Origin of the sequence: Pseudomonas sp. NFACC05-1, from assembly GCF_900100135.1 — a bacterium.
Taxonomy (GTDB): Bacteria; Pseudomonadota; Gammaproteobacteria; order Pseudomonadales; family Pseudomonadaceae; genus Aquipseudomonas; species Aquipseudomonas fluorescens_Q.
Map to the genome: position 1 here is coordinate 39,593 of NZ_FMTR01000013.1, position 18,435 is coordinate 58,027.

Consider the following 18,435-nt stretch of genomic DNA (forward strand, 5'->3'; position numbering starts at 1 on the left):
ATTAACAAAAATGAATATTTATTGGGTCATGCATAAGCAAAGACTTATAGTTGTGCTAATCGTCCCGGTCGAGAGTGCTTAGAAAATGCGTAAGTCATTGATGCGTATGACATTGCGTCAATTGCAGATTTTCAACGAGGTGTGCGACCTGAGGTCCTACAGCCGTGCAGCTGATGAAATGTCTCTCACACAACCGGCCGTTAGCCTACAGATTCGATCCCTTGAAGAGCTGATTGGCCAGCCACTGTTTGAGTATGTAGGCAAAAAACTCTACATGACCGAGGCCGCCGAAGCACTGCAACGCGCCAGCCGGGACATCTTCGGGCGCCTGGAAAACCTCGATATGCAGCTCTCGGACATGCAGGGCTCACTGCAAGGCCAATTGAAGCTGGCGGTGGAGTCCAGTGCCAAGTACTTCGTCCCGCACCTGTTCGCCGCGTTCAAGCGCCAGCATCCGGAGGTCAACCTGAACCTCACGGTGGTCAATCGCGGCCAGGTCATCCGTCGGCTCTCGGACAACCGTGACGACTTGGTGATCATGTCCATGGTGCCTCAGGACATGGGGTTGGAATTCCTACCGTTCCTCAACAATCCGATCGTGGCCGTAGCACCGCCGGATCATCCGCTGTGCCACATGGGCCCGCTGCGCTTGCAGGACCTGGAGCCCTATACGCTGCTGTTGCGCGAACCGGGGTCCGGCACGCGACTGGCCTGCGAGGAGTACTTCAAGGAGAAACGGGTGCATTTCACCCAGACACTGGAAGTGGCCTCGGCGGAGGCCCAGCGCGAGTGCGTGGTGGCCGGGCTGGGCGTGGCACTGTTGACGCGCCACGCCGTGAGCCGGGAATTGTCGTCCGGCGCACTCATCGAGCTGCCGGTGGAGGAGTTGCCGCTGTATCGCAGTTGGTGCCTGGTGCAGGCCCGGGCCAAACGCCTGTCACCGGTGGCTCACGCCTTCCTGGCATTCGTTCGCGGTGAGCGCGCTCAGATCATCGGCCTGGTTGAGCGTTTCGACGGGAAGCCGCCGGCGTTGCCTGCCAGTAATTGAACTCTGCCGCGTCAGGAAATTCGCTGATTTCGGCCAGGAGCTGGCGCTGTTCATAGCGGTCTTCGATGGCACGACGGAACGCCATGCGGCGCTGGTCTTCCTGCTGACGACGGGTTTTGACGGCGCTGCGTTCTTCGTAGGACTGGGTCATGTCGAGACTCCCAAGACGTATACGGGAGCTTTACGATGACGGCGCGGGATGACGGTTTGGCGGCGCGTGCGTTACAGAACGATGAATTCGGGTCGGATGACACCCTGTGGCGAGGGAGCTTGCTCCCGCTGGGTTGCGAAGCGACCCCGAACGATTATCCAGACACAGCAGGTTTGCGACTGCTGCGCAGCCGAGCGGGAGCAAGCTCCCTGCCACAGAAGCCCCAGGACCAGGGCTCAGTCATCCAACGCCTTCACCGACTTGGGCGACAGCCGCAAGCTGCGCAGGCTGCGCTTCACACTCTTGAGGTGGTTGACCAGGCTTGGACCACGAGCCATGGCGACGCCCATCGCCAATACGTCAATCACCACCAGGTGGGCAATGCGCGAGGTCAGCGGCGTGTAGATCTCGGTGTCTTCATGCACGTCGATGGCCAGGTTCACCGTGGACAGTTCCGCCAATGGCGTCTGGCTCGGGCACAAGGTGATCAGTGAAGCGCCGCTTTCGCGCACCAGGTTCGCGGTGATCAGCAAGTCCTTGGAACGCCCCGACTGGGAAATGCAAATCGCCACATCGGTGGGTTTCAAGGTCACCGCTGACATGGCCTGCATGTGCGGGTCGGAATAGGCTGCAGCCGTCAGTAGCAACCGGAAGAACTTGTGCTGGGCATCGGCTGCTACCGCGCCCGACGCGCCGAAGCCATAAAACTCGACACGCTGGGCCTGGGACATGGCCGTGACGGCTTTTTGCAACGCCACCGGGTCGAGCTTCTCGCGAACCTCCATCAGCGTATGCAGGGTCGTGTCGAAGATTTTCAGGCTGTAGTCCGCCACTGAATCGTCTTCGTGGATCGCAAACTGACCGAAGCTCGCACCGGCGGCGAGGCTTTGCGCCAGCTTGAGTTTCAGGTCCTGGAAACCCGAGCAACCGATGGCCCGGCAGAAACGCACGATGGTCGGTTCGCTGATGCCGACGCTGTGGGCAAGATCGGCCATGGAGCTATGCATCACGGCCGCCGGATCAAGCAGTACGTGATCGGCGACTTTCAGCTCCGACTTGCGCAGCAAATGGCGTGACTGGGCGATGTGTTGCAACAGGTTCAAGGGGCTGGACTCTTGTTATGGGCAGGTGCTGGGATGTAGCAAGCTTGTAGTTATACTACAAGAATTGGCTTTTTGCCTGCCCCAATACGTAACCGGGTTAGCCTGCTACCCCTTGTTTTCGCGGAGAACGAGCCATGTAGCCACCCAGGAAGGCTCTGATGCGCGAGAAACCTCACTCATCCCTGAACCAGAGGCCTCCGAAAGTGGCTGACTGGTTAGGGAAACGCTGGAAAGACTTCCAAATTGGGTGAAGCACTTGTCTCACACGCACCGAACGGTTGAATTGCGATGAACCAGAGGGTGGTGCGCAAACGGCAATTGAGCCCAGTCGAGGCGCGTCTCACTTGCTCGACCAACTTAAAATGCTGCCCGCCGCCTATCAATCACACAAAACCCACCTCCCAAATAATATTATTTCCGCTGATTTTTTCCGTTTATCAAACGCATTAAACCCACCTGCCTCGTTCACAAAACAGCTGCGTTTACTTAAACCTCAGATTCTGTTACACAAACTCACCCTCGCATTGATAGTGCTTTTCATTTTGTCTTGCTAGCATAAAAATTCCTTACCTTACTCAAAAATTTAATAAACACCAAACAGAAGACTGATAATGGAATACAAACACATATACCTTGCAGGGCTTTTTTTTCTCAACACTCAAGCTTTTGCTGTGTCTCAAGAATTTTGCCCGGAAGCACAAAATATTCATCTTACAGGCGCATACTATTCGGCCGAAGGTGGATGGTTAGGCCAAGCACAAACAGGTGACAATAGTCCATTGCAGCGCTTTGTCGGCGGTATCTACCAGCCCAAGGATGGCTCTTCCAGCCCAACGGGTGGACATATAGCGAGGTGTACCTACACGACCCAAAACGGCAACGAGGTCAATCTACTATACCCACTGAACGCACAGGGAAAAACTGCAGTGGTAAAGCTTGAAAAACTGGAAAACTGGAAAACCGCAGAAGGTTATTTCGGAACAACTATCTATGAGTGCACAACCCAAGCGAAAGGAGCCTGTGCGTTCTCCCGACTCGAAGAATAAACCGCTAACCAAGGGGCTTACCTGCGGTGAGATGCAACTGCCTTGCACCTCACCGCAGGTACACGTTTAAAATTACTGGGAGCTCTTTCACAAGTCTAATTCGGGCGAAACCAACTTATTAGCAGCAGAGAACCACGGACCATTTAGTTCCGCTCAAGCAACAATATTCAAACAGTAGAAACAAGCCCCCTCCTGACAACCAACTTTCGCTTACAATATCAACCACAACAACCCTCACCACTCTCAGTCAAATCCGATATATTGGCCTCGCAGGACGCAATCAACTTAACGTACAGGAGTTACCCACTATGAGCATTACTACTAAAGATTGGACCGCACAAATTGACCGTATGCCCGGCGCCGCTTCGTTCCGCGTCTATGGATCGGTAGAGGTATCGAACAGTGGCATCACACCAAAGTTGGTACTGAGTGAAACACAAGACAAATCCTTCGATCTACGCCTGGATTTGCAACTGGAACAAAGTGATGAAGTTGCACTGCAAGTTATCACGCACAAACAGGTCGAATACAAAGTGCTTGGCGACTCGAACGTAACCGGAGTCAGCATCTTCTTCAACAATCAACTCGTTCATCACATTGATGAAGTCATGATTACCCATTAATACCTCATCATGTTCCCGTCGGAGCGACACCGTGCGTGCCACTCCGACGGGACGTTTCACTCCTGGCGTTGCTCCCGCAGCAGTTGGGCCAGGCCCTCGGCCTCGACCGGCCGGCTGATGAGATAGCCCTGGACCTCGTCGCATCGCTCGGCTTCCAGGAACTCAAGCTGCCCCTGCCGCTCCACGCCTTCAGCCACAACCTTGAGCGACAAGCCATGAGCCATTGCAATGATTGCCCGGGTAATTGCCGCATCCACGCTGCCCTCACCCAGCCCGCGAATGAACGCCTGGTCGATCTTCACGTAATCCACCGGGATGCGCTTGAGATAACTCAGGGATGAGTAGCCAGTGCCGAAATCGTCGATCGCCAGCTTGACCCCAAGGTCACGCAATTGCTGGAACGTAGCGATGATGTGTTCAACGCTGTCGAGCAACTGGCTCTCGGTCAGCTCCAGTTCCAAGTATTGAGGGGCCAGACCGGTTTCCTCCAGTACCTGTCGCACCAGGCTGACCAGCTTGCCCTGGCGCAATTGATGCACCGACAGATTGACCGACACCCTGATCGGCGCGAGCCCCTGGCGCTGCCATTCGCATGCCTGCCAACAAGCCTGGCGCAATACGAATTCGCCGATCGGCCCGATCAACCCGGTCTCTTCGGCCAGGCCAATGAAATCCCCCGGCGGTACCCGACCCATGGCCGGATGATCCCAACGCACCAACGCCTCGGCGGCGTTCAGGCGTCCGGTCGCCAGGCACAGTTTTGGCTGATAAAAAACCTTCAGTTGCTGCTCTTCCAAGGCCTTGCGCAGCTGATTCTCCAGTTGCAGGCGCTCCAGCGTGCTGGCCTGGAGGCTGTCGGTGTAGAACTGGAAATTGTTGCCGCCCAAATGCTTGGCATGTTGCATGGCCATGTTCGCCTGGCTGACCAGCATGGCAACTTCTCGCGTGTTGTCGGGCAACAGGCTGATGCCGATCGAGGCACTGAGCACCAGTTCATGGCCCTCTATGGTCAGTGGCACACGCAGCTTGGCGGCCAGCCGAGTCGCCACCCGCGCCAGGCTCGAAAGGTTGCCATAGGCATCGAACAACACCGCAAACTCATCGCCCGATAGCCGCGCGATGGTATCCGCCTCGGGCAGCGCATTGATCAGGCGTCGTGCCATTTTCTGCAGCAACTGGTCGGCGATGTCATGGCCGAGGCTGTCGTTGAGCAACTTGAAACGGTCCAGGTTGATATGCAGCAACGCCAGGCTGCGCCGTCCGCCCTGGCGCACACGCTGATGAGCTTCGTGCAGGCGCTCACGAAACAGCGAGCGATTGGCCAGCCCGGTCAATTCGTCGTAATGGGTCAGGTAGCGCATCCGCTCTTCGGATTCGCGTCGCGCCGAAAGATCGGCGAAGAAGCCCACGATATGACTGACATTTCCCCGCGCATTGCGCACAACGTTCAGTTGCAGCCATTGCGGATACAACTCGCCGTTGGCCCGCGCCTCCACCAACTCACCCTGCCAGGTGCCGTGCTGCTTGAGCGCTTGGCGAATGATCGGGTAATGCCGGCGCGCGTCGCGACTGCACGGCAGGTCCACCACGTTGCGCCCGAGCATGTCATCGATATTGAAACCGGTGACCCGCGTGAACGCCTGATTGGCAGCGAGTAGTACGTAGTGGGGGTCGAAAATCACGATACCTTCGCTGGCGGCTTCGAACACCGTGGCCGCCAGTTGCCGTTGCTGCTCGAGTTCCTTGCTGGTGCTGATGTCTCGCCGGGTACCGACCATACGCAGCACCCGTCCGCTGACGCTGCGCTCCACAGCCCGACCGCGGTCTTCGATCCAGACCCAGTGGCCATCGCCGTGGCGCACACGGTATTCGATCTGGTAATCCTCGCTGCGGCCCTTGAGGTGTTCGACCAAGGCCCGCTTGAGCGCCGGCAGGTCCTGAGGGTGCAGGCGCGGAGTGAGGTGAGTGAGCATCGCCGTGATGTATTCGGGCTCAAGGCCGAAGAGCTCCTTGAGCTGAGTGTGATGGACTTCGTCAGTCTGCAGGTTCCAATCCCACAACCCCAGCTCACTGGCCTTGAGCGCCAGGGCCAGACGCGCCTCACTCTTGCTCAGGGCCTGGCTGGCGACCTCCAGTTCAAGACTGCGCTGCGCGACCCGCGCCTCCAGGCCAACCTGGGCCGCTCGCAGTTTTTCCTCGGCCGAACGGCGTTGCTCGACCTCCCGGGCCAGCGCGTCGTTGAGCTGGGCACTGCGGGTTTGTGCTTGCTGCAGATGCTCGATCAGCGCCTGGTTCTGGAAGCGCCGCAACAGGCCGCTTTGGATCAAGCGGTTGACTTGCCAGGCGACCACGCTCAGCGAGACCAGCACGATCAGCCCAAGCCAGCCCCACCCGCGTTGCTGCTCGTCGCCGCCCCAGAAGAGGTAGCCGATGGCCGGTAACAGGCAGGGCAAGGTAAAGGACAGGAATGCGGGAAGGCTTACCGCGTAGGCCACGCTGGCCGACAGGGCGGCCGCGCCAATCAGGCCGAACACCCAGGCCTGCTGCTGGAAACTGTCAGCCGGGACCAGCGCGATACCGGCCCCAGCCAGCGTCAGGCCGGTCATCGCCGAGCCCAGCAAAAACATACGCAACCAGATCGGGTGTGCCTGGCGGCTCGGCATCGCCGAATCGAAAGCCGCCACCTGGATCACCCGTAAGGCCACCAGCGACAACAACCAGACGAGCCAGACGCTGACCAGAAAATAGCGCCGCGGCTCCCATAACAGCGCGGCGCAGACCAGACCATTGAGCAGCATGAACAGCGTAGGCAGCAGCGAGCCTTGATACAACAGACGTGTGCGCTCGACCGCCATCTCCATGGCGTACTGCTTGCAGATGACCCGCGGCTCCACACAGGGGCCCGCCGGATCGGAATTGAGGGTCATTGGCACTGTTTTTGTTCTTATTCAGTGGAGCGTGGAGAACCCGAAACAAGCACCGAGCATACACAAGCCACGGGGCATCCCACACTGCCCCAGCTCATAAAAAAACGGAAAAAAGTCGCTGTTTCATTGGGTGGCGACCCTTTCGAGCGAGTCCCGCCAACGCCTGTAGCCCATGACCCACCGGTCATCATCAAGCGGTCTTTTATCGGCTGATGCAAAGCTCGGTTTGCCCGGGATGACGCCGCCCCCTAGAATGCCCCGATGCGCGATGATCTCTCCCTTCTGCTGAACTCCCTCAACGATGCCCAACGTCAGGCCGTAGCTGCCTCCGTGGGTCGTCAGTTGGTCCTGGCCGGTGCCGGCTCCGGTAAAACCCGAGTGCTGGTGCACCGTATCGCCTGGTTGATCCAGGTCGAGAACGCCTCGCCCCATTCGATCCTGTCGGTGACGTTCACCAACAAGGCCGCGGCCGAGATGCGCCATCGCATCGAACAACTGATGGGCATCAACCCTGCCGGCATGTGGGTCGGCACCTTTCACGGCCTGGCACACCGCTTGTTGCGGGCGCATTGGCAGGAGGCCGGGCTGAGCCAGACCTTCCAGATCCTGGACAGCGACGACCAGCAACGTCTGGTCAAGCGGGTAATCCGCGAACTGGGCCTGGACGAGCAGCGCTGGCCGGCCCGCCAGGCCCAATGGTTCATCAACGGCCAGAAAGACGAAGGCCTGCGCCCGCAGCACATCCAGGCCAGCGGCGACTTGTTCCTGGCGACCATGCGCAGCATCTATGAGGCCTACGAGGCGGCGTGCCAGCGTGCCGGAGTGATCGACTTTTCCGAGCTGCTGCTACGGGCGCTGGACCTGTGGCGCGACCACCCAGGCCTGCTGGCCCACTACCAGAAGCGCTTCCGGCATGTACTGGTGGACGAATTCCAGGACACCAACGCCGTGCAATACGCCTGGTTGCGCCTGCTCGCCAAGGGCGGCGACAGCCTGATGGTGGTGGGTGACGATGACCAGTCGATCTACGGCTGGCGCGGTGCCAAGATCGAAAACATTCACCAGTACTCGGCGGACTTCCCGGACGCCGAAGTCATCCGTCTGGAACAGAATTACCGCTCCACCGCCGGCATCCTCAAGGCCGCCAACGCCCTGATCGCCAACAACACAGGGCGTCTGGGCAAGGAATTGTGGACCGATGGCGGCGAAGGCGAAGCGATCAATCTCTACGCCGCCTTCAACGAACACGATGAAGCCCGCTACGTGGTGGAAACCATCGAAAGCGCGCTGAAAACCGGCCTGGCCCGCAGCGACATCGCCATCCTGTACCGTTCCAACGCCCAGTCGCGGGTATTGGAAGAAGCCTTGTTGCGCGAACGGATCCCGTACCGCATCTACGGCGGCCAGCGCTTCTTCGAGCGTGCTGAAATCAAGAACGCCATGGCCTACCTGCGCCTGATCGAAGGACGCGGCAACGACGCGGCCCTGGAACGGGTGATCAACGTGCCAACACGGGGCATCGGTGAAAAAACCGTTGAAGCGATTCGCGATCACGCGCGCCACAGCCACGTGTCCATGTGGGAAGCCATGCGCCAACTGGTCGTCAACAAAGGCATGACCGGTCGCGCCGCTGGCGCCCTGAAGGCCTTCATGGACCTGATCGAGGACCTGGCCGCCAAGTGCGGGGAAATGCCGCTGCACTTGATGACCCAGACCGTCATTGAGCAGTCCGGCCTGATCGCCTACCACGAAGCGGAAAAAGGCGAGAAAGGCCAGGCCCGGGTGGAAAACCTTGAGGAACTGGTCAGCGCCGCGCGCAACTTCGAAAGTACCGAAGAAGACAAAGACCTGACACCGCTGTCGGCCTTCCTGGGTCACGCCTCCCTGGAAGCCGGCGACACCCAGGCCGACGAACATGAAGACAGCATCCAGCTGATGACCCTGCACAGCGCCAAAGGCCTGGAATTCCCCTACGTGTTCCTCGTGGGTATGGAAGAAGGCCTGTTCCCCCACAAGATGAGCCTGGAAGAACCGGGACGCCTGGAAGAGGAACGGCGCCTGGCCTACGTCGGTATCACCCGCGCCATGCAGAATCTGGTACTGACCTACGCCGAAACCCGACGTTTGTATGGCAGCGAGACCTACAACAAGGTGTCGCGCTTCGTACGTGAAGTACCGAAGGGCCTGATCCAGGAAGTGCGGCTGTCCAACAGTGTCAGCCGTCCGTTCGGTGGCGGCCAGCAGCAAAGCACCAGCAGCCTGTTCGGCGGCAGCGACATCCCGGAAACCGGCTTCAGCCTCGGCCAGACCGTACGGCATTCGGTATTCGGCGACGGCGTGATCCTCAACTTCGAGGGTGCCGGCGCCCAGGCGCGGGTGCAGGTGAACTTCAGCGAAGGCAGCAAGTGGCTGATGCTGGGGTATGCCAAGCTGGAAGCGATCTAAAGATTTCGTAAGAAGCACCTTGCTGTGGGAGCAAGGCTTGCCCACGAGGCGGTGGCACATTCAACACAGGTGCGTCAGACCGATCGCTATCGCGGGCAAGCCTTGCTCCCACAAGTATTTCTCCCATCCCACATTAGTTTCCGACCGAACTTATTTACTTTTCCTACAGCCCAAATCGAACAAGCCCTCTTGCGCGGTTGAAGCTGAACCTAACCTGTCACGCAAAAGCCCGAAACACTCTGCCGCTAGCCAGCAACACTTCACCTGTGCAACATGGCCCGCGTGCTATCCACAAATGGGAATGCCTTTATATGAAACGTTTTCTTAGCATCGCCATGGCGCTGTGCATTGGCCTGACGATGGCCATCGACGCCAATGCCGCCAAGCGCTTTGGCGGTGGTAAAAGCTCGGGGGCAGCCCCGACTCACCAGACCAGCCAGATGGCGCCGTCCTCTGCCGCCGGCTCTACCGCTGCCACCGCAGGCGCTGCCGGTGCCGCGGGCGCTGCCACCAAGGCAAGCGGTGCTTCGCGCTGGCTCGGCCCCCTGGCCGGCATCGCCGCCGGTGGCCTGCTCGCCTCCATGTTCATGGGCGACGGCTTCCAGGGCATGCAGATCTTCGACATCCTGATCATGGCGGTCATCGCCTTCCTGGTCTTCCGCTTCATTGCCGCTCGTCGTCGCAAGCAGCAGGAGCAATTCGCTCCAGCCGGCCATGCGCCGATGCAGCGTGAGGTGTTCAACCAGCAGCCTGCTGCCAGTGGTTCGATCTTCGGCGGTTCGGCAGCGCCTGCGGCCGCTCGTCCGGTCATCAATGCGCCGGCCTGGTTCAACGAGCAACGCTTCATCGAAGCCGCGCGCAACCACTTCATGGCCCTGCAGCAGCATTGGGACGCGAACGAAATGGACAAGATCTCCGAGTTCGTGACTCCGCAACTACTGGAGTTCCTCAAGCGCGAGCGGACCGAGCTGGGTGATGGCTTCCAGTCCACCTACATCGACAATCTGCACGTGCAGCTGGACGGCGTCGACGATCGCGCCGACAAGACCATCGCCACCCTGACCTTCAGCGGTGTGTCGAAGGATTCTCGCTTCGACAAGGGCGAAGCGTTCAGCGAAAGCTGGAACATGGAACGTGCCCAGGGCGATGACCAGCCTTGGCTGGTGGCCGGTATCCGCCAGAACGGTTGAACCTTTGCCCGTTTTGCATGTTGAAATAAAAGAACCCCGGCTCAGGCCGGGGTTTTCTATTTCGCGGTTGCATCTATAGCGAGCTACTGTATAAACCGCTCCATATAAAACCGCGCCATCGAGAAAGAGGATCCCCGGACGTGGAAGAAATCATCGAACAATTGCGTGAAGCCAACGAGCCCGTACCGGTCCCGCTGGAGTTGCCCGACGAAGACTTGCTGGTAGAGATCGAAGAGCAGCTGTTCATCGATATTCCATTCGTCTTCAGGGAGTTTTTGCTGACCGTCAGCGATGTCGTCTATGGCAGCCTGGAGCCAGTGACCGTCACCGATCCACAATCCCACACCTACCTGCCGGATGTGGCCGCCAATGCCTGGGATGCCGGTGTCGACCGCAGCCTGATCCCGATATGCCAGGACGGCGACGATTACTATTGCGTCGAAGAAGACGGCACTGTGGTGCTGTGGCAGGCCGACGAAGAGCTGATCGCCGAAGAAACCTGGGAATCGGTCTGGCACTGGGCGCGGGACGTCTGGCTGGAAAGCTGAGCCCCATGGCCGGTCAATGCCCGGACGACTCCTTGTGGTTGTCCAGGGTTTCAAGCAAGGCCACCTGCATCCGCGTATGCAGGCGGATGAACCAGCGCCAGAGCAGTGCCGCCACGGCAGTCGCCACCACGGCGATCAGTACGAGCAACTTGTTGGTCGGCAAAATGCTGGCCGACAAGGCTGCCAACAGCAGGAAAATCACCAGCAACGAGAGAATCGGGATCACTTCGGCGATCACCCGACGCACGCGCTGGGTGTGGCGGCCAGCCATCTCCGTCTTCACGCCCATCTCCGCCAGCAGCATCGATAGCGCCTTGAGCTTGCGATAGGCGGCGATCAGGAACGGTAGCGACACCAGCAATGCCCCGCCCCAGATCAATGCCTTGTGCCAGCTCGGGTCGCTGATCCACGCTTGCAGGTAAGCCGATATTCGCTCGGCGAAATAACCGCTCGAGACAAAAATCGCGATGACCAGCGCCAGGTTGACTCCAACCTGCAGCAAAATCCGCCTGATCATCGACGCCATCATCGCTCCTTCGCCGTGGGGCTGGATGCTGCGCAGCCATTCGCCATACATCCCCAGCACACGCGTCAACCGTTGCGGCATGACCGTCGCCAACTTGACGGACAGCGGGTCGGCGGCCCGGATCAGGTACGGCGTCAGCAGTGTGGTCAACACCGAGACGGCGACCGCAACCGGATAGAGGAAATCGCTGGTGACCTGCAGGGTCATCCCCAACGACGCGATGATGAAGGAAAATTCGCCGATCTGCGAAAGGCCCATCCCAACGCGCAGCGAGGTGCGTCCGTCGTTGCCGGCGATAAAGGCACCGAGGCCGCAGGACAACATCTTGCCGAGCACCACTGCACCCGTGATCACCGCAATCGGCCAGGCGTATTGCAGCAAGATCGCCGGGTCGAGCATCAGCCCGATGGCGACGAAGAAGATCGCGCTGAACAGATCGCGCACCGGCTCCACCAGCCGCTCGATTTTCAGCAGTTGCCGGGACTCAGCCATGATCGCACCGATCAGGAACGCCCCGAGCACCATGCTGTATTCCAGCTTCACCACCAGCAGGCAGAAGCCGAAACACAGGCCCAGCACGGTAATCAGCAACATTTCGTTGCTGTCGAACTTCGCCACGTAGGCCAGCACCCTCGGCACCAGCAGAATGCCGATAACCAACGCGACGATCATGAACAACGACAACTTGCCCACGGTGGAAAACACCTCGCCGGAACTCACGGTGCCGCTGACGGCAATGCTCGACAGCAAGGCGATGATGCCAATACCCAGAATGTCCTCGACGATCAACACCCCGAAAATCAGCTGCGCGAAGCGCTCGTTCTTCATTTTCAGGTCGTTGAGGGCCTTGACGATGATGGTGGTGGAGGAAATGGCCAGGATCGCGCCGAGGAACAGCGAGTCCATGGTGCTCCACTCGAACCAGCGGCCGATTTCATAACCGATCCAGATCATCAGCACGATTTCGAGGAACGCCGCGATGAAGGCGGTGGCCCCGACCTTGAACAGTTTGCGCAGACTGAACTCCAGGCCCAGGCAAAACATCAGGAAGATCACCCCGAGCTCGGCCAGGGTCTTGATCGTGTCTGCGTCGTGGATAAAACCGAACGGCGGCGTATGCGGGCCGATGATGAAGCCGGCCACGATGTAGCCCAGTACCACCGGTTGCTTGAAACGATGAAAGAGTACGGTCACCAGTCCCGCAGCCATCATGATGATCGCCAAGTCTTGAATGAAACTGATGGCATGCATGTCGAGGCTCCCTGTTCAAATGACGCACTGCAGAGCTGGAGAAATCCGGTTCCCCTGTAGGAATTGCCCTCACAACGGGCTTTTGAAGGGTAACACCGCGACTTCCGACAAAAAGACAGTGCAATATATGGAAACAGATCCATCGGTGCGTGACGGCAACCACAAGCGCAGCGTCCCGATATCGGTGGTTTTTAAAACCTGGTGACCTGTTGCAGGCCACCCACCAGCACCCGCAGAGGTGCACTCCCGAATTGCTGCCTTGAACCGTGAGTACGTTATGGAACCTGGAAACGCCCAGCTGTCGATGACGGTGTTGATGACCCCCGATATGGCCAACTTCTCTGGCAATGTCCATGGCGGCACCTTGCTCAAATACCTCGACGAAGTCGCTTACGCCTGCGCCAGCCGCTATGCCGGGCGCTACGTGGTGACCCTGTCGGTTGACCAGGTCATCTTTCGTGAGCCGATTCATGTCGGCGAACTGGTGACCTTCCTGGCGTCGGTGAACTACACCGGCAACACGTCGATGGAAGTGGGCATCAAAGTCGTGACCGAAAATATTCGCGAACGCTCGGTGCGCCACACCAACAGTTGCTTCTTCACCATGGTTGCGGTGGATGACCTGCGTAAACCCGCAGCCGTGCCGCCCTTGCAGCCGCAAAACAGCGAAGAAAAACGCCGCTACGAACAAGCCCAGCAACGCCGGCAGATTCGCCAGGAGCTGGAAAAGCGTTATCAGGACATCAAGGCAGACGGGCCTTAACCGACATGTGGGAGCTTGCTCGCGATGGCGATGTCACGGCCAACCTCTATGTTGAATGTGATGCCCTCATCGCGAGCAAGCTCGCTCCCACAAGGGGCTTGCATTGATCAGAGACTGATTGGCACAGCCTCGAACCGCACCCGTGGATGGGCGATCCGGTCCTGGGCACGGACCAGTTCCAGCTCATAGCTGGTGCAGGCCTGGGTTTCCAGCAGCACTTCATGCACCGCCGCCGCGGTGAATTCGAGTGCCGCCACCAGGCTGTCCCCCAATAATATCCGCGCCAGGAACAACCCCGAGGTCAGGTCACCCACACCCACCGGCTGGCGCGGGAAAGCCAGCAGCGGACGGCGCAGGTGCCAATTGCCATCGGCGGTCACCAACAGCATCTCGAAGCTGTTATCCGGCTTGCCAGGGTAGGCCAGGTGCTTGACCAGCACCGCCTTCGGCCCACGGGCCAGCAACGCCCGGGCCATGGCCAGGCAGTCGAGCAAAGACTGCGCCTTGCGTCCCGAAAAACTGTCCAGCTCCAGTTGGTTCGGGCACATGAGGTCCGCCACGGCAGCGGCTTCTTCCAGGAGAAATTCACTCACCTCGGGCGCCACGATACAGCCCTTCTCTGGATGCCCCATAACCGGGTCACACAGGTACAGCGCCTTCGGATTGGCGGCCTTGATCCGCGCCACGCCCGTCAGAATCGCCCGCCCCTGAGCCGCGCTGCCCAGGTAACCGGACAACACCGCATCGCAATGCCCCAGCTCACCGATAGCGGCAATGCCTTCTACCAATGCCGGTATCTGCTCCGGCGCCAGCACCTCACCGGTCCATTGGCCGTACTGGGTGTGATTGGAAAACTGCACGGTATTGAGCGGCCAGACGTTCACGCCGACCCGCTGCATCGGAAACACCGCGGCGCTATTGCCAGCGTGACCGAACACCACGTGGGACTGAATGGCAAGCAGATGAGGCGTACGTTTCATGCGGGAAGTTTCCGTAAAACGATTGAAATTCAAGCCGCGCAGTATGCGACTAAACGCAGCCTGTACGACAGACCGGCGAGGCAGTTAAGCTGACAGCAACTTGTTGGAGCACTTCGTTCATGCTGACCCTTGGAAACATCTTCGTGCTGATGCTGCTGGCTACCGGCGGCGCCTGGCTGTGGCACAACCATGGCTTGCGCGAACGGGCGTTGGCGAGGGTCATGCAGCATTGCACCAACCTCAAGATCGAACTGCTGGACGGCAACGTGGCGCTGAAAAAAATCGGCTTCATGAAGGACGCCAATGGTCGGCGACGCCTGGCTCGCGTCTACACCTTCGAGTTCACCGTCACCGGAGAAAGCCGCCATTCGGGCACCATCACCCAATTTGGTGCCCACAGCGCACACATAGAGCTGGCACCCTACCCGATGCCCTTTGAAGAAACACCGCCAACGCCCATCGAACCGGTCCAGACCAGGCCCAGGGCTGAAGTTATCGAATTGAGCCAGTGGCGCCAGGAACACAACAAGTGGAAGCCTTGAAACAGCGTTGACTCAGCGACACCGACAGTTCGCCAGCTCGGCCTGCAGGCGATCGACGTCTTGCACCTGATCGAAAATCAGCTCGATCCGAGAATCCTGGCGCCACTCGCTGGTTTGCCAACCCGACACCGCCCCTTCCAGCGCATTGGCTGAAATCCAACCGTCGACGCTGTGGATAACCATTTTCGCCCGTTTCCAGTCTTGGCCTTGTAGCCATCGCGTCAATGCCGCTGCGTCGAATTGCTGGCTGGGATGCCAGCGCCAACCAATACTCCAACCACCGTCCTGCTGCTGATACAAGCAGATCGGCAGCGTCGGGTCGGACCAAATGGCCGGCATCTGGCCCAAGCGCTTTGGTAGATTCAAGTTATCCACAGCCCCACTGCCCCGAGCCGCAAGGCCTGGCAATCGATCGATCGGCAACGCAGCCTGTTGCGTCCAGTACAACGCACGCCCTGGCAGCTGCGCCGTCAGCCATTCACGATCGGCTTGTGTGAGGGACTCGGACTTGTTCAGCACCAGCAGTCCGGCAGCCGCCAGGGTTTGTTGCTGCGCGTCGGGCAAAGGCTTGCCGTCCGCCATCGCCCGGGCATCCAGCACCAGCACACAGGGTTGCACCGCCAGCACGCCGAGCCATGGCGCTTCACTCAGTTGTCGCATCAACTGTGCCGGATGCCCCAGGCCCGAGGGTTCGATGAATAGCCGATCCGGCCGGGCCTTGCGCAGCAAACGCCCAAGACCGATCTGAAACGGCGCACCGTTGACACAGCACAAGCAGCCGCCGGCCACTTCGCCCAGTGCGATACCATCGCCAGCCTGGGTCAGCAACGCGGCATCCAGGCCGATCTGGCCAAACTCATTGATCAGCACCGCCCAGCGCTCATTGGCCGGGCGCTGCGCCAGCAGATGCCTGATCAGGCTGGTCTTGCCGGCGCCCAAGGGACCGGCGATGACATGGGTGGGAATGTGCTGCAACATAATCGACGACTTTCGATGGAGGTGAATATGCGAATGATCGGCTGGTTATTACTGGCACTGACTTCCAACCAGGCACTGGCCCAGGCCTGTGTGGTGCACAGTCAGGCGGAACGGCTGGATGTGAAGGTCTGCCAGCAGAACCGCAACATCCCGCAGAAGCTGTTTGCCGATGGTTTCTGCCAGCCAAACCTTGCCGGCCAGAAAGTCGAGGTGCAATACGTCGATCAATGCCCTGGCGGCGCGTTCGGCATCTGCAGCAACGCCCAGGTCGCCAATATGCCTTACCGCCAGGATATTCACTATTACGGCGTGGCGACCGATGCCGCGTACCTGCAGCCATTTTGCGAAGGGCAAAGCCAAGGCACCTGGCTCAAGCCTTAAGCCAGCCAATCCAGCGTTAGAATCAATCGACGCTCTCCCGGCGCCGGCTCCGGTGATCGATGAATCAGGCCAAGGCCTTCGTTACCGCGCCATTTTTCGCCTTTAAGCAAACCCACATCACCGCAACGAAACTGCTGGATCACGCGTGGGTCACTGGGCTCAGCCTCAGGCTCGGCAAGTCGTCGACGGTCCATGACACCTTCCTCGAGCCACTGGCTGCCGACACCCGCATAGGTGGTCAGCAGCCGCACCGGTACGTGGTCAACGTGGAAGCGTGGGCACATCGCCTTGTCCAACGTGCGCAGGCGCAGGCCGACACGTTGGGCACCCAATAGGCAGGCAAATGCACTGACGAGCCAGGAGACATCGGCGATAAAGCCTTCATAGCCTTGCAGGTCGCTGAAACCTGCAGCCAGGCCCTGCAACGCCGGCTGCGAGTCTTCCTCCGGCAACTCAAGCACGCGTGATTCGGCCAAGGACTGGTCCATCGCCAACACCATGACCGCAAAATCGCTGATGTGCGCAGGAAGCTGACGCTGCCAGACCGCCAGGTTGGTGCCGTCGTCCAGGATCTGCGTGAATACCCCTGGCGTATCACCTTGGACCTGTCGTGCCTGCGTAGCCTTTTTCAGACTGGGCGCCAGCATCACGCCGCGACCTCGTCATGCCACGGGCCGAACGGATCCGGCAACAGCCGCCAGTTTTCGACCCCGAGGGCCATTTCCGCATCGGTGAGCAGGCAAGCGTCCAGTTCAGCGGCGAGTTGGCCAAAATCAATGTCCTGACCAATGAAGACCAGCTCCTGACGGCAATCGCCTGTGGCGGCCAGCCAGTTCTTCATGATCACCGCTGTGCTCTCTTCATCCTGCGGCCATTGGTTTTTCGGCACGAACCGCCACCAACGCCCGGCGAAGCCATGTCGCATCAAGCCGCCAGCCTGGGACCAGCTGCCCGCTTCTTCAGGTTTGCTGGCCAGCCAGAAGAACCCCTTGGAGCGCAGGAGTTTACCATTGGGCCACGGACGGTCGATAAAATTGAAGAACCGCTCGGGATGAAATGGCCGGCGTGCTCGGTAGGCGGTCGAGGCGATGCCATATTCCTCGGTTTCTGGCACGTGCTCGCCACGCAGTTCCTGTAGCCAGCCAGGTGCCTGGGCGGCGCGTTCGAAGTCGAACAGGCCTGTGTCGAGGATTCTGCCCAATGGCACCTGCCCCATGACCATCGGAATGATCTGCGCCTGGGCGTTGAGACGCTGCAGAATCGCAGTCAACTCTTCCCGCTCATGCTGACTGATCAGGTCGATCTTGCTGATCAGAATCACGTCGGCGAACTCGATTTGTTCGATCAGCAGGTCTGTGATTGAGCGCTCATCCTCCTCACCCAGGGTTTCGCCCCGTGACGCCAGGCTTTCGGCAGCCTGGTAATCCAACAGGAAATTCACCCCATCGACCACCGTGACCAGGGTGTCGAGTCGCGCCACATCGGCCAGGCTTCGGCCTTCTTCATCACGAAACGTGAAGGTTTCCGCCACTGGCAACGGTTCGGAAATACCGGTGGATTCGATCAGCAGGTAATCGAAACGCCCTTCCCTGGCGAGTTGCCCGACTTCTTTGAGCAAGTCCTCGCGCAACGTGCAGCAGATGCAGCCGTTGCTCATTTCCACCAGTTTTTCTTCGGAACGACTCAGGGTGACATCTCGCTGGACTTCGCTGCCATCGATGTTGATCTCGCTCATATCGTTGACGATCACCGCAACTCGTAGATTGTCGCGATTACGCAAAACGTGGTTGAGCAGTGTGCTTTTACCGGCACCGAGGAATCCGGAAAGCACGGTTACGGGAAGACGATTGGGCATCAGGTATATCCTCATCGGGCGGCCGCTTCGACTACGGCTCGTTTCCAGGTCTGACCAGGTTCAGGGGTCGCGTTTATG

The 18,435-nt window shown here is 59.3% G+C and carries 17 protein-coding genes; 9 read left to right on the forward strand and 8 right to left on the reverse strand.

Going from position 1 to position 18,435, the window contains the following annotated elements:
* Window positions 1–85: 85 nt before the first annotated feature.
* Window positions 86–1,048, forward strand: coding sequence for a LysR family transcriptional regulator (locus BLO97_RS18970; RefSeq protein ID WP_013694598.1), 963 nt, complete (start codon window positions 86–88; stop codon window positions 1,046–1,048).
* On the opposite strand, the gene BLO97_RS18975 is transcribed toward BLO97_RS18970, so the two are convergent.
* Together BLO97_RS18975 and hexR are read right to left on the reverse strand one after the other, a co-directional pair.
* Window positions 990–1,199: a PA3496 family putative envelope integrity protein gene (locus tag BLO97_RS18975; protein WP_018613928.1), complete on the reverse strand. Its 210-nt coding sequence runs from the start codon at window positions 1,197–1,199 to the stop codon at window positions 990–992. The genes BLO97_RS18970 and BLO97_RS18975 overlap by 59 nt on opposite strands.
* Window positions 1,200–1,435: 236 nt before the next feature.
* The gene (gene hexR, locus BLO97_RS18980; RefSeq protein WP_003187110.1) at window positions 1,436–2,302 is read right to left on the reverse strand and encodes a transcriptional regulator HexR; all 867 of its coding nucleotides are present in this window, start codon (window positions 2,300–2,302) and stop codon (window positions 1,436–1,438) included.
* Between the two features lie 611 nt (window positions 2,303–2,913).
* On the opposite strand from hexR, the gene BLO97_RS18985 reads away from it, so the two are divergent.
* Together BLO97_RS18985 and BLO97_RS18990 are read left to right on the forward strand one after the other, a co-directional pair.
* On the forward strand, window positions 2,914–3,348 hold the full coding sequence (locus BLO97_RS18985; protein ID WP_092147656.1) for a DUF3757 domain-containing protein: 435 nt from the start codon (window positions 2,914–2,916) through the stop codon (window positions 3,346–3,348).
* Window positions 3,349–3,656: 308 nt separating this feature from the next.
* The gene (locus BLO97_RS18990; protein WP_092147653.1) at window positions 3,657–3,971 is read left to right on the forward strand and encodes a hypothetical protein; all 315 of its coding nucleotides are present in this window, start codon (window positions 3,657–3,659) and stop codon (window positions 3,969–3,971) included.
* Window positions 3,972–4,027: 56 nt separating this feature from the next.
* On the opposite strand, the gene BLO97_RS18995 is transcribed toward BLO97_RS18990, so the two are convergent.
* Window positions 4,028–6,898, reverse strand: a complete 2,871-nt coding sequence (locus BLO97_RS18995; protein WP_092221191.1) for an EAL domain-containing protein — start codon at window positions 6,896–6,898, stop codon at window positions 4,028–4,030.
* 261 nt (window positions 6,899–7,159) lie between these two features.
* Between BLO97_RS18995 and uvrD the strand changes: the two genes are divergently transcribed.
* From uvrD to BLO97_RS19010, 3 genes are all read left to right on the forward strand, one after another.
* A complete protein-coding gene (gene uvrD / locus BLO97_RS19000; RefSeq protein ID WP_092347336.1) occupies window positions 7,160–9,343 on the forward strand; it encodes a DNA helicase II in 2,184 nt (727 codons plus the stop codon).
* A 311-nt stretch (window positions 9,344–9,654) separates the two neighbouring features.
* The gene (locus BLO97_RS19005; RefSeq protein ID WP_092147647.1) at window positions 9,655–10,533 is read left to right on the forward strand and encodes a Tim44 domain-containing protein; all 879 of its coding nucleotides are present in this window, start codon (window positions 9,655–9,657) and stop codon (window positions 10,531–10,533) included.
* A 140-nt stretch (window positions 10,534–10,673) separates the two neighbouring features.
* The gene (locus BLO97_RS19010) at window positions 10,674–11,081 is read left to right on the forward strand and encodes an SMI1/KNR4 family protein (protein ID WP_030139083.1); all 408 of its coding nucleotides are present in this window, start codon (window positions 10,674–10,676) and stop codon (window positions 11,079–11,081) included.
* 13 nt (window positions 11,082–11,094) lie between these two features.
* Here BLO97_RS19010 and BLO97_RS19015 read toward each other — a convergent pair whose 3' ends face one another.
* Complete coding sequence (locus tag BLO97_RS19015) at window positions 11,095–12,858, reverse strand: cation:proton antiporter (protein ID WP_092147644.1); 1,764 nt, start codon at window positions 12,856–12,858, stop codon at window positions 11,095–11,097.
* Between the two features lie 277 nt (window positions 12,859–13,135).
* Here BLO97_RS19015 and BLO97_RS19020 point away from each other — a divergent pair, with 277 nt between their 5' ends.
* On the forward strand, window positions 13,136–13,621 hold the full coding sequence (locus BLO97_RS19020) for an acyl-CoA thioesterase (protein WP_003206993.1): 486 nt from the start codon (window positions 13,136–13,138) through the stop codon (window positions 13,619–13,621).
* A 107-nt stretch (window positions 13,622–13,728) separates the two neighbouring features.
* On the opposite strand, the gene pdxY is transcribed toward BLO97_RS19020, so the two are convergent.
* Entirely contained in the window at window positions 13,729–14,601 is an 873-nt protein-coding gene (pdxY, locus tag BLO97_RS19025) for a pyridoxal kinase PdxY (RefSeq protein WP_092221187.1), read from the reverse strand.
* 119 nt (window positions 14,602–14,720) lie between these two features.
* On the opposite strand from pdxY, the gene BLO97_RS19030 reads away from it, so the two are divergent.
* Window positions 14,721–15,143 carry a DUF3301 domain-containing protein gene (locus BLO97_RS19030; RefSeq protein WP_092347339.1) on the forward strand — a complete coding sequence of 141 codons (423 nt, stop codon included), beginning with the start codon at window positions 14,721–14,723 and terminating at the stop codon, window positions 15,141–15,143.
* A 12-nt stretch (window positions 15,144–15,155) separates the two neighbouring features.
* Here BLO97_RS19030 and BLO97_RS19035 read toward each other — a convergent pair whose 3' ends face one another.
* Entirely contained in the window at window positions 15,156–16,121 is a 966-nt protein-coding gene (locus BLO97_RS19035; RefSeq protein WP_092347342.1) for a CobW family GTP-binding protein, read from the reverse strand.
* Window positions 16,122–16,148: 27 nt separating this feature from the next.
* Here BLO97_RS19035 and BLO97_RS19040 point away from each other — a divergent pair, with 27 nt between their 5' ends.
* On the forward strand, window positions 16,149–16,502 hold the full coding sequence (locus BLO97_RS19040) for a hypothetical protein (RefSeq protein ID WP_063323710.1): 354 nt from the start codon (window positions 16,149–16,151) through the stop codon (window positions 16,500–16,502).
* On the opposite strand, the gene BLO97_RS19045 is transcribed toward BLO97_RS19040, so the two are convergent.
* On the reverse strand, window positions 16,499–17,149 hold the full coding sequence (locus tag BLO97_RS19045) for a DUF1826 domain-containing protein (protein WP_092221181.1): 651 nt from the start codon (window positions 17,147–17,149) through the stop codon (window positions 16,499–16,501). The genes BLO97_RS19040 and BLO97_RS19045 overlap by 4 nt on opposite strands.
* Entirely contained in the window at window positions 17,149–18,357 is a 1,209-nt protein-coding gene (zigA, locus tag BLO97_RS19050; protein ID WP_092147629.1) for a zinc metallochaperone GTPase ZigA, read from the reverse strand. Before zigA ends, BLO97_RS19045 begins: the two co-directional genes overlap by 1 nt.
* Between the last annotated feature and the right edge of the window lie 78 nt (window positions 18,358–18,435).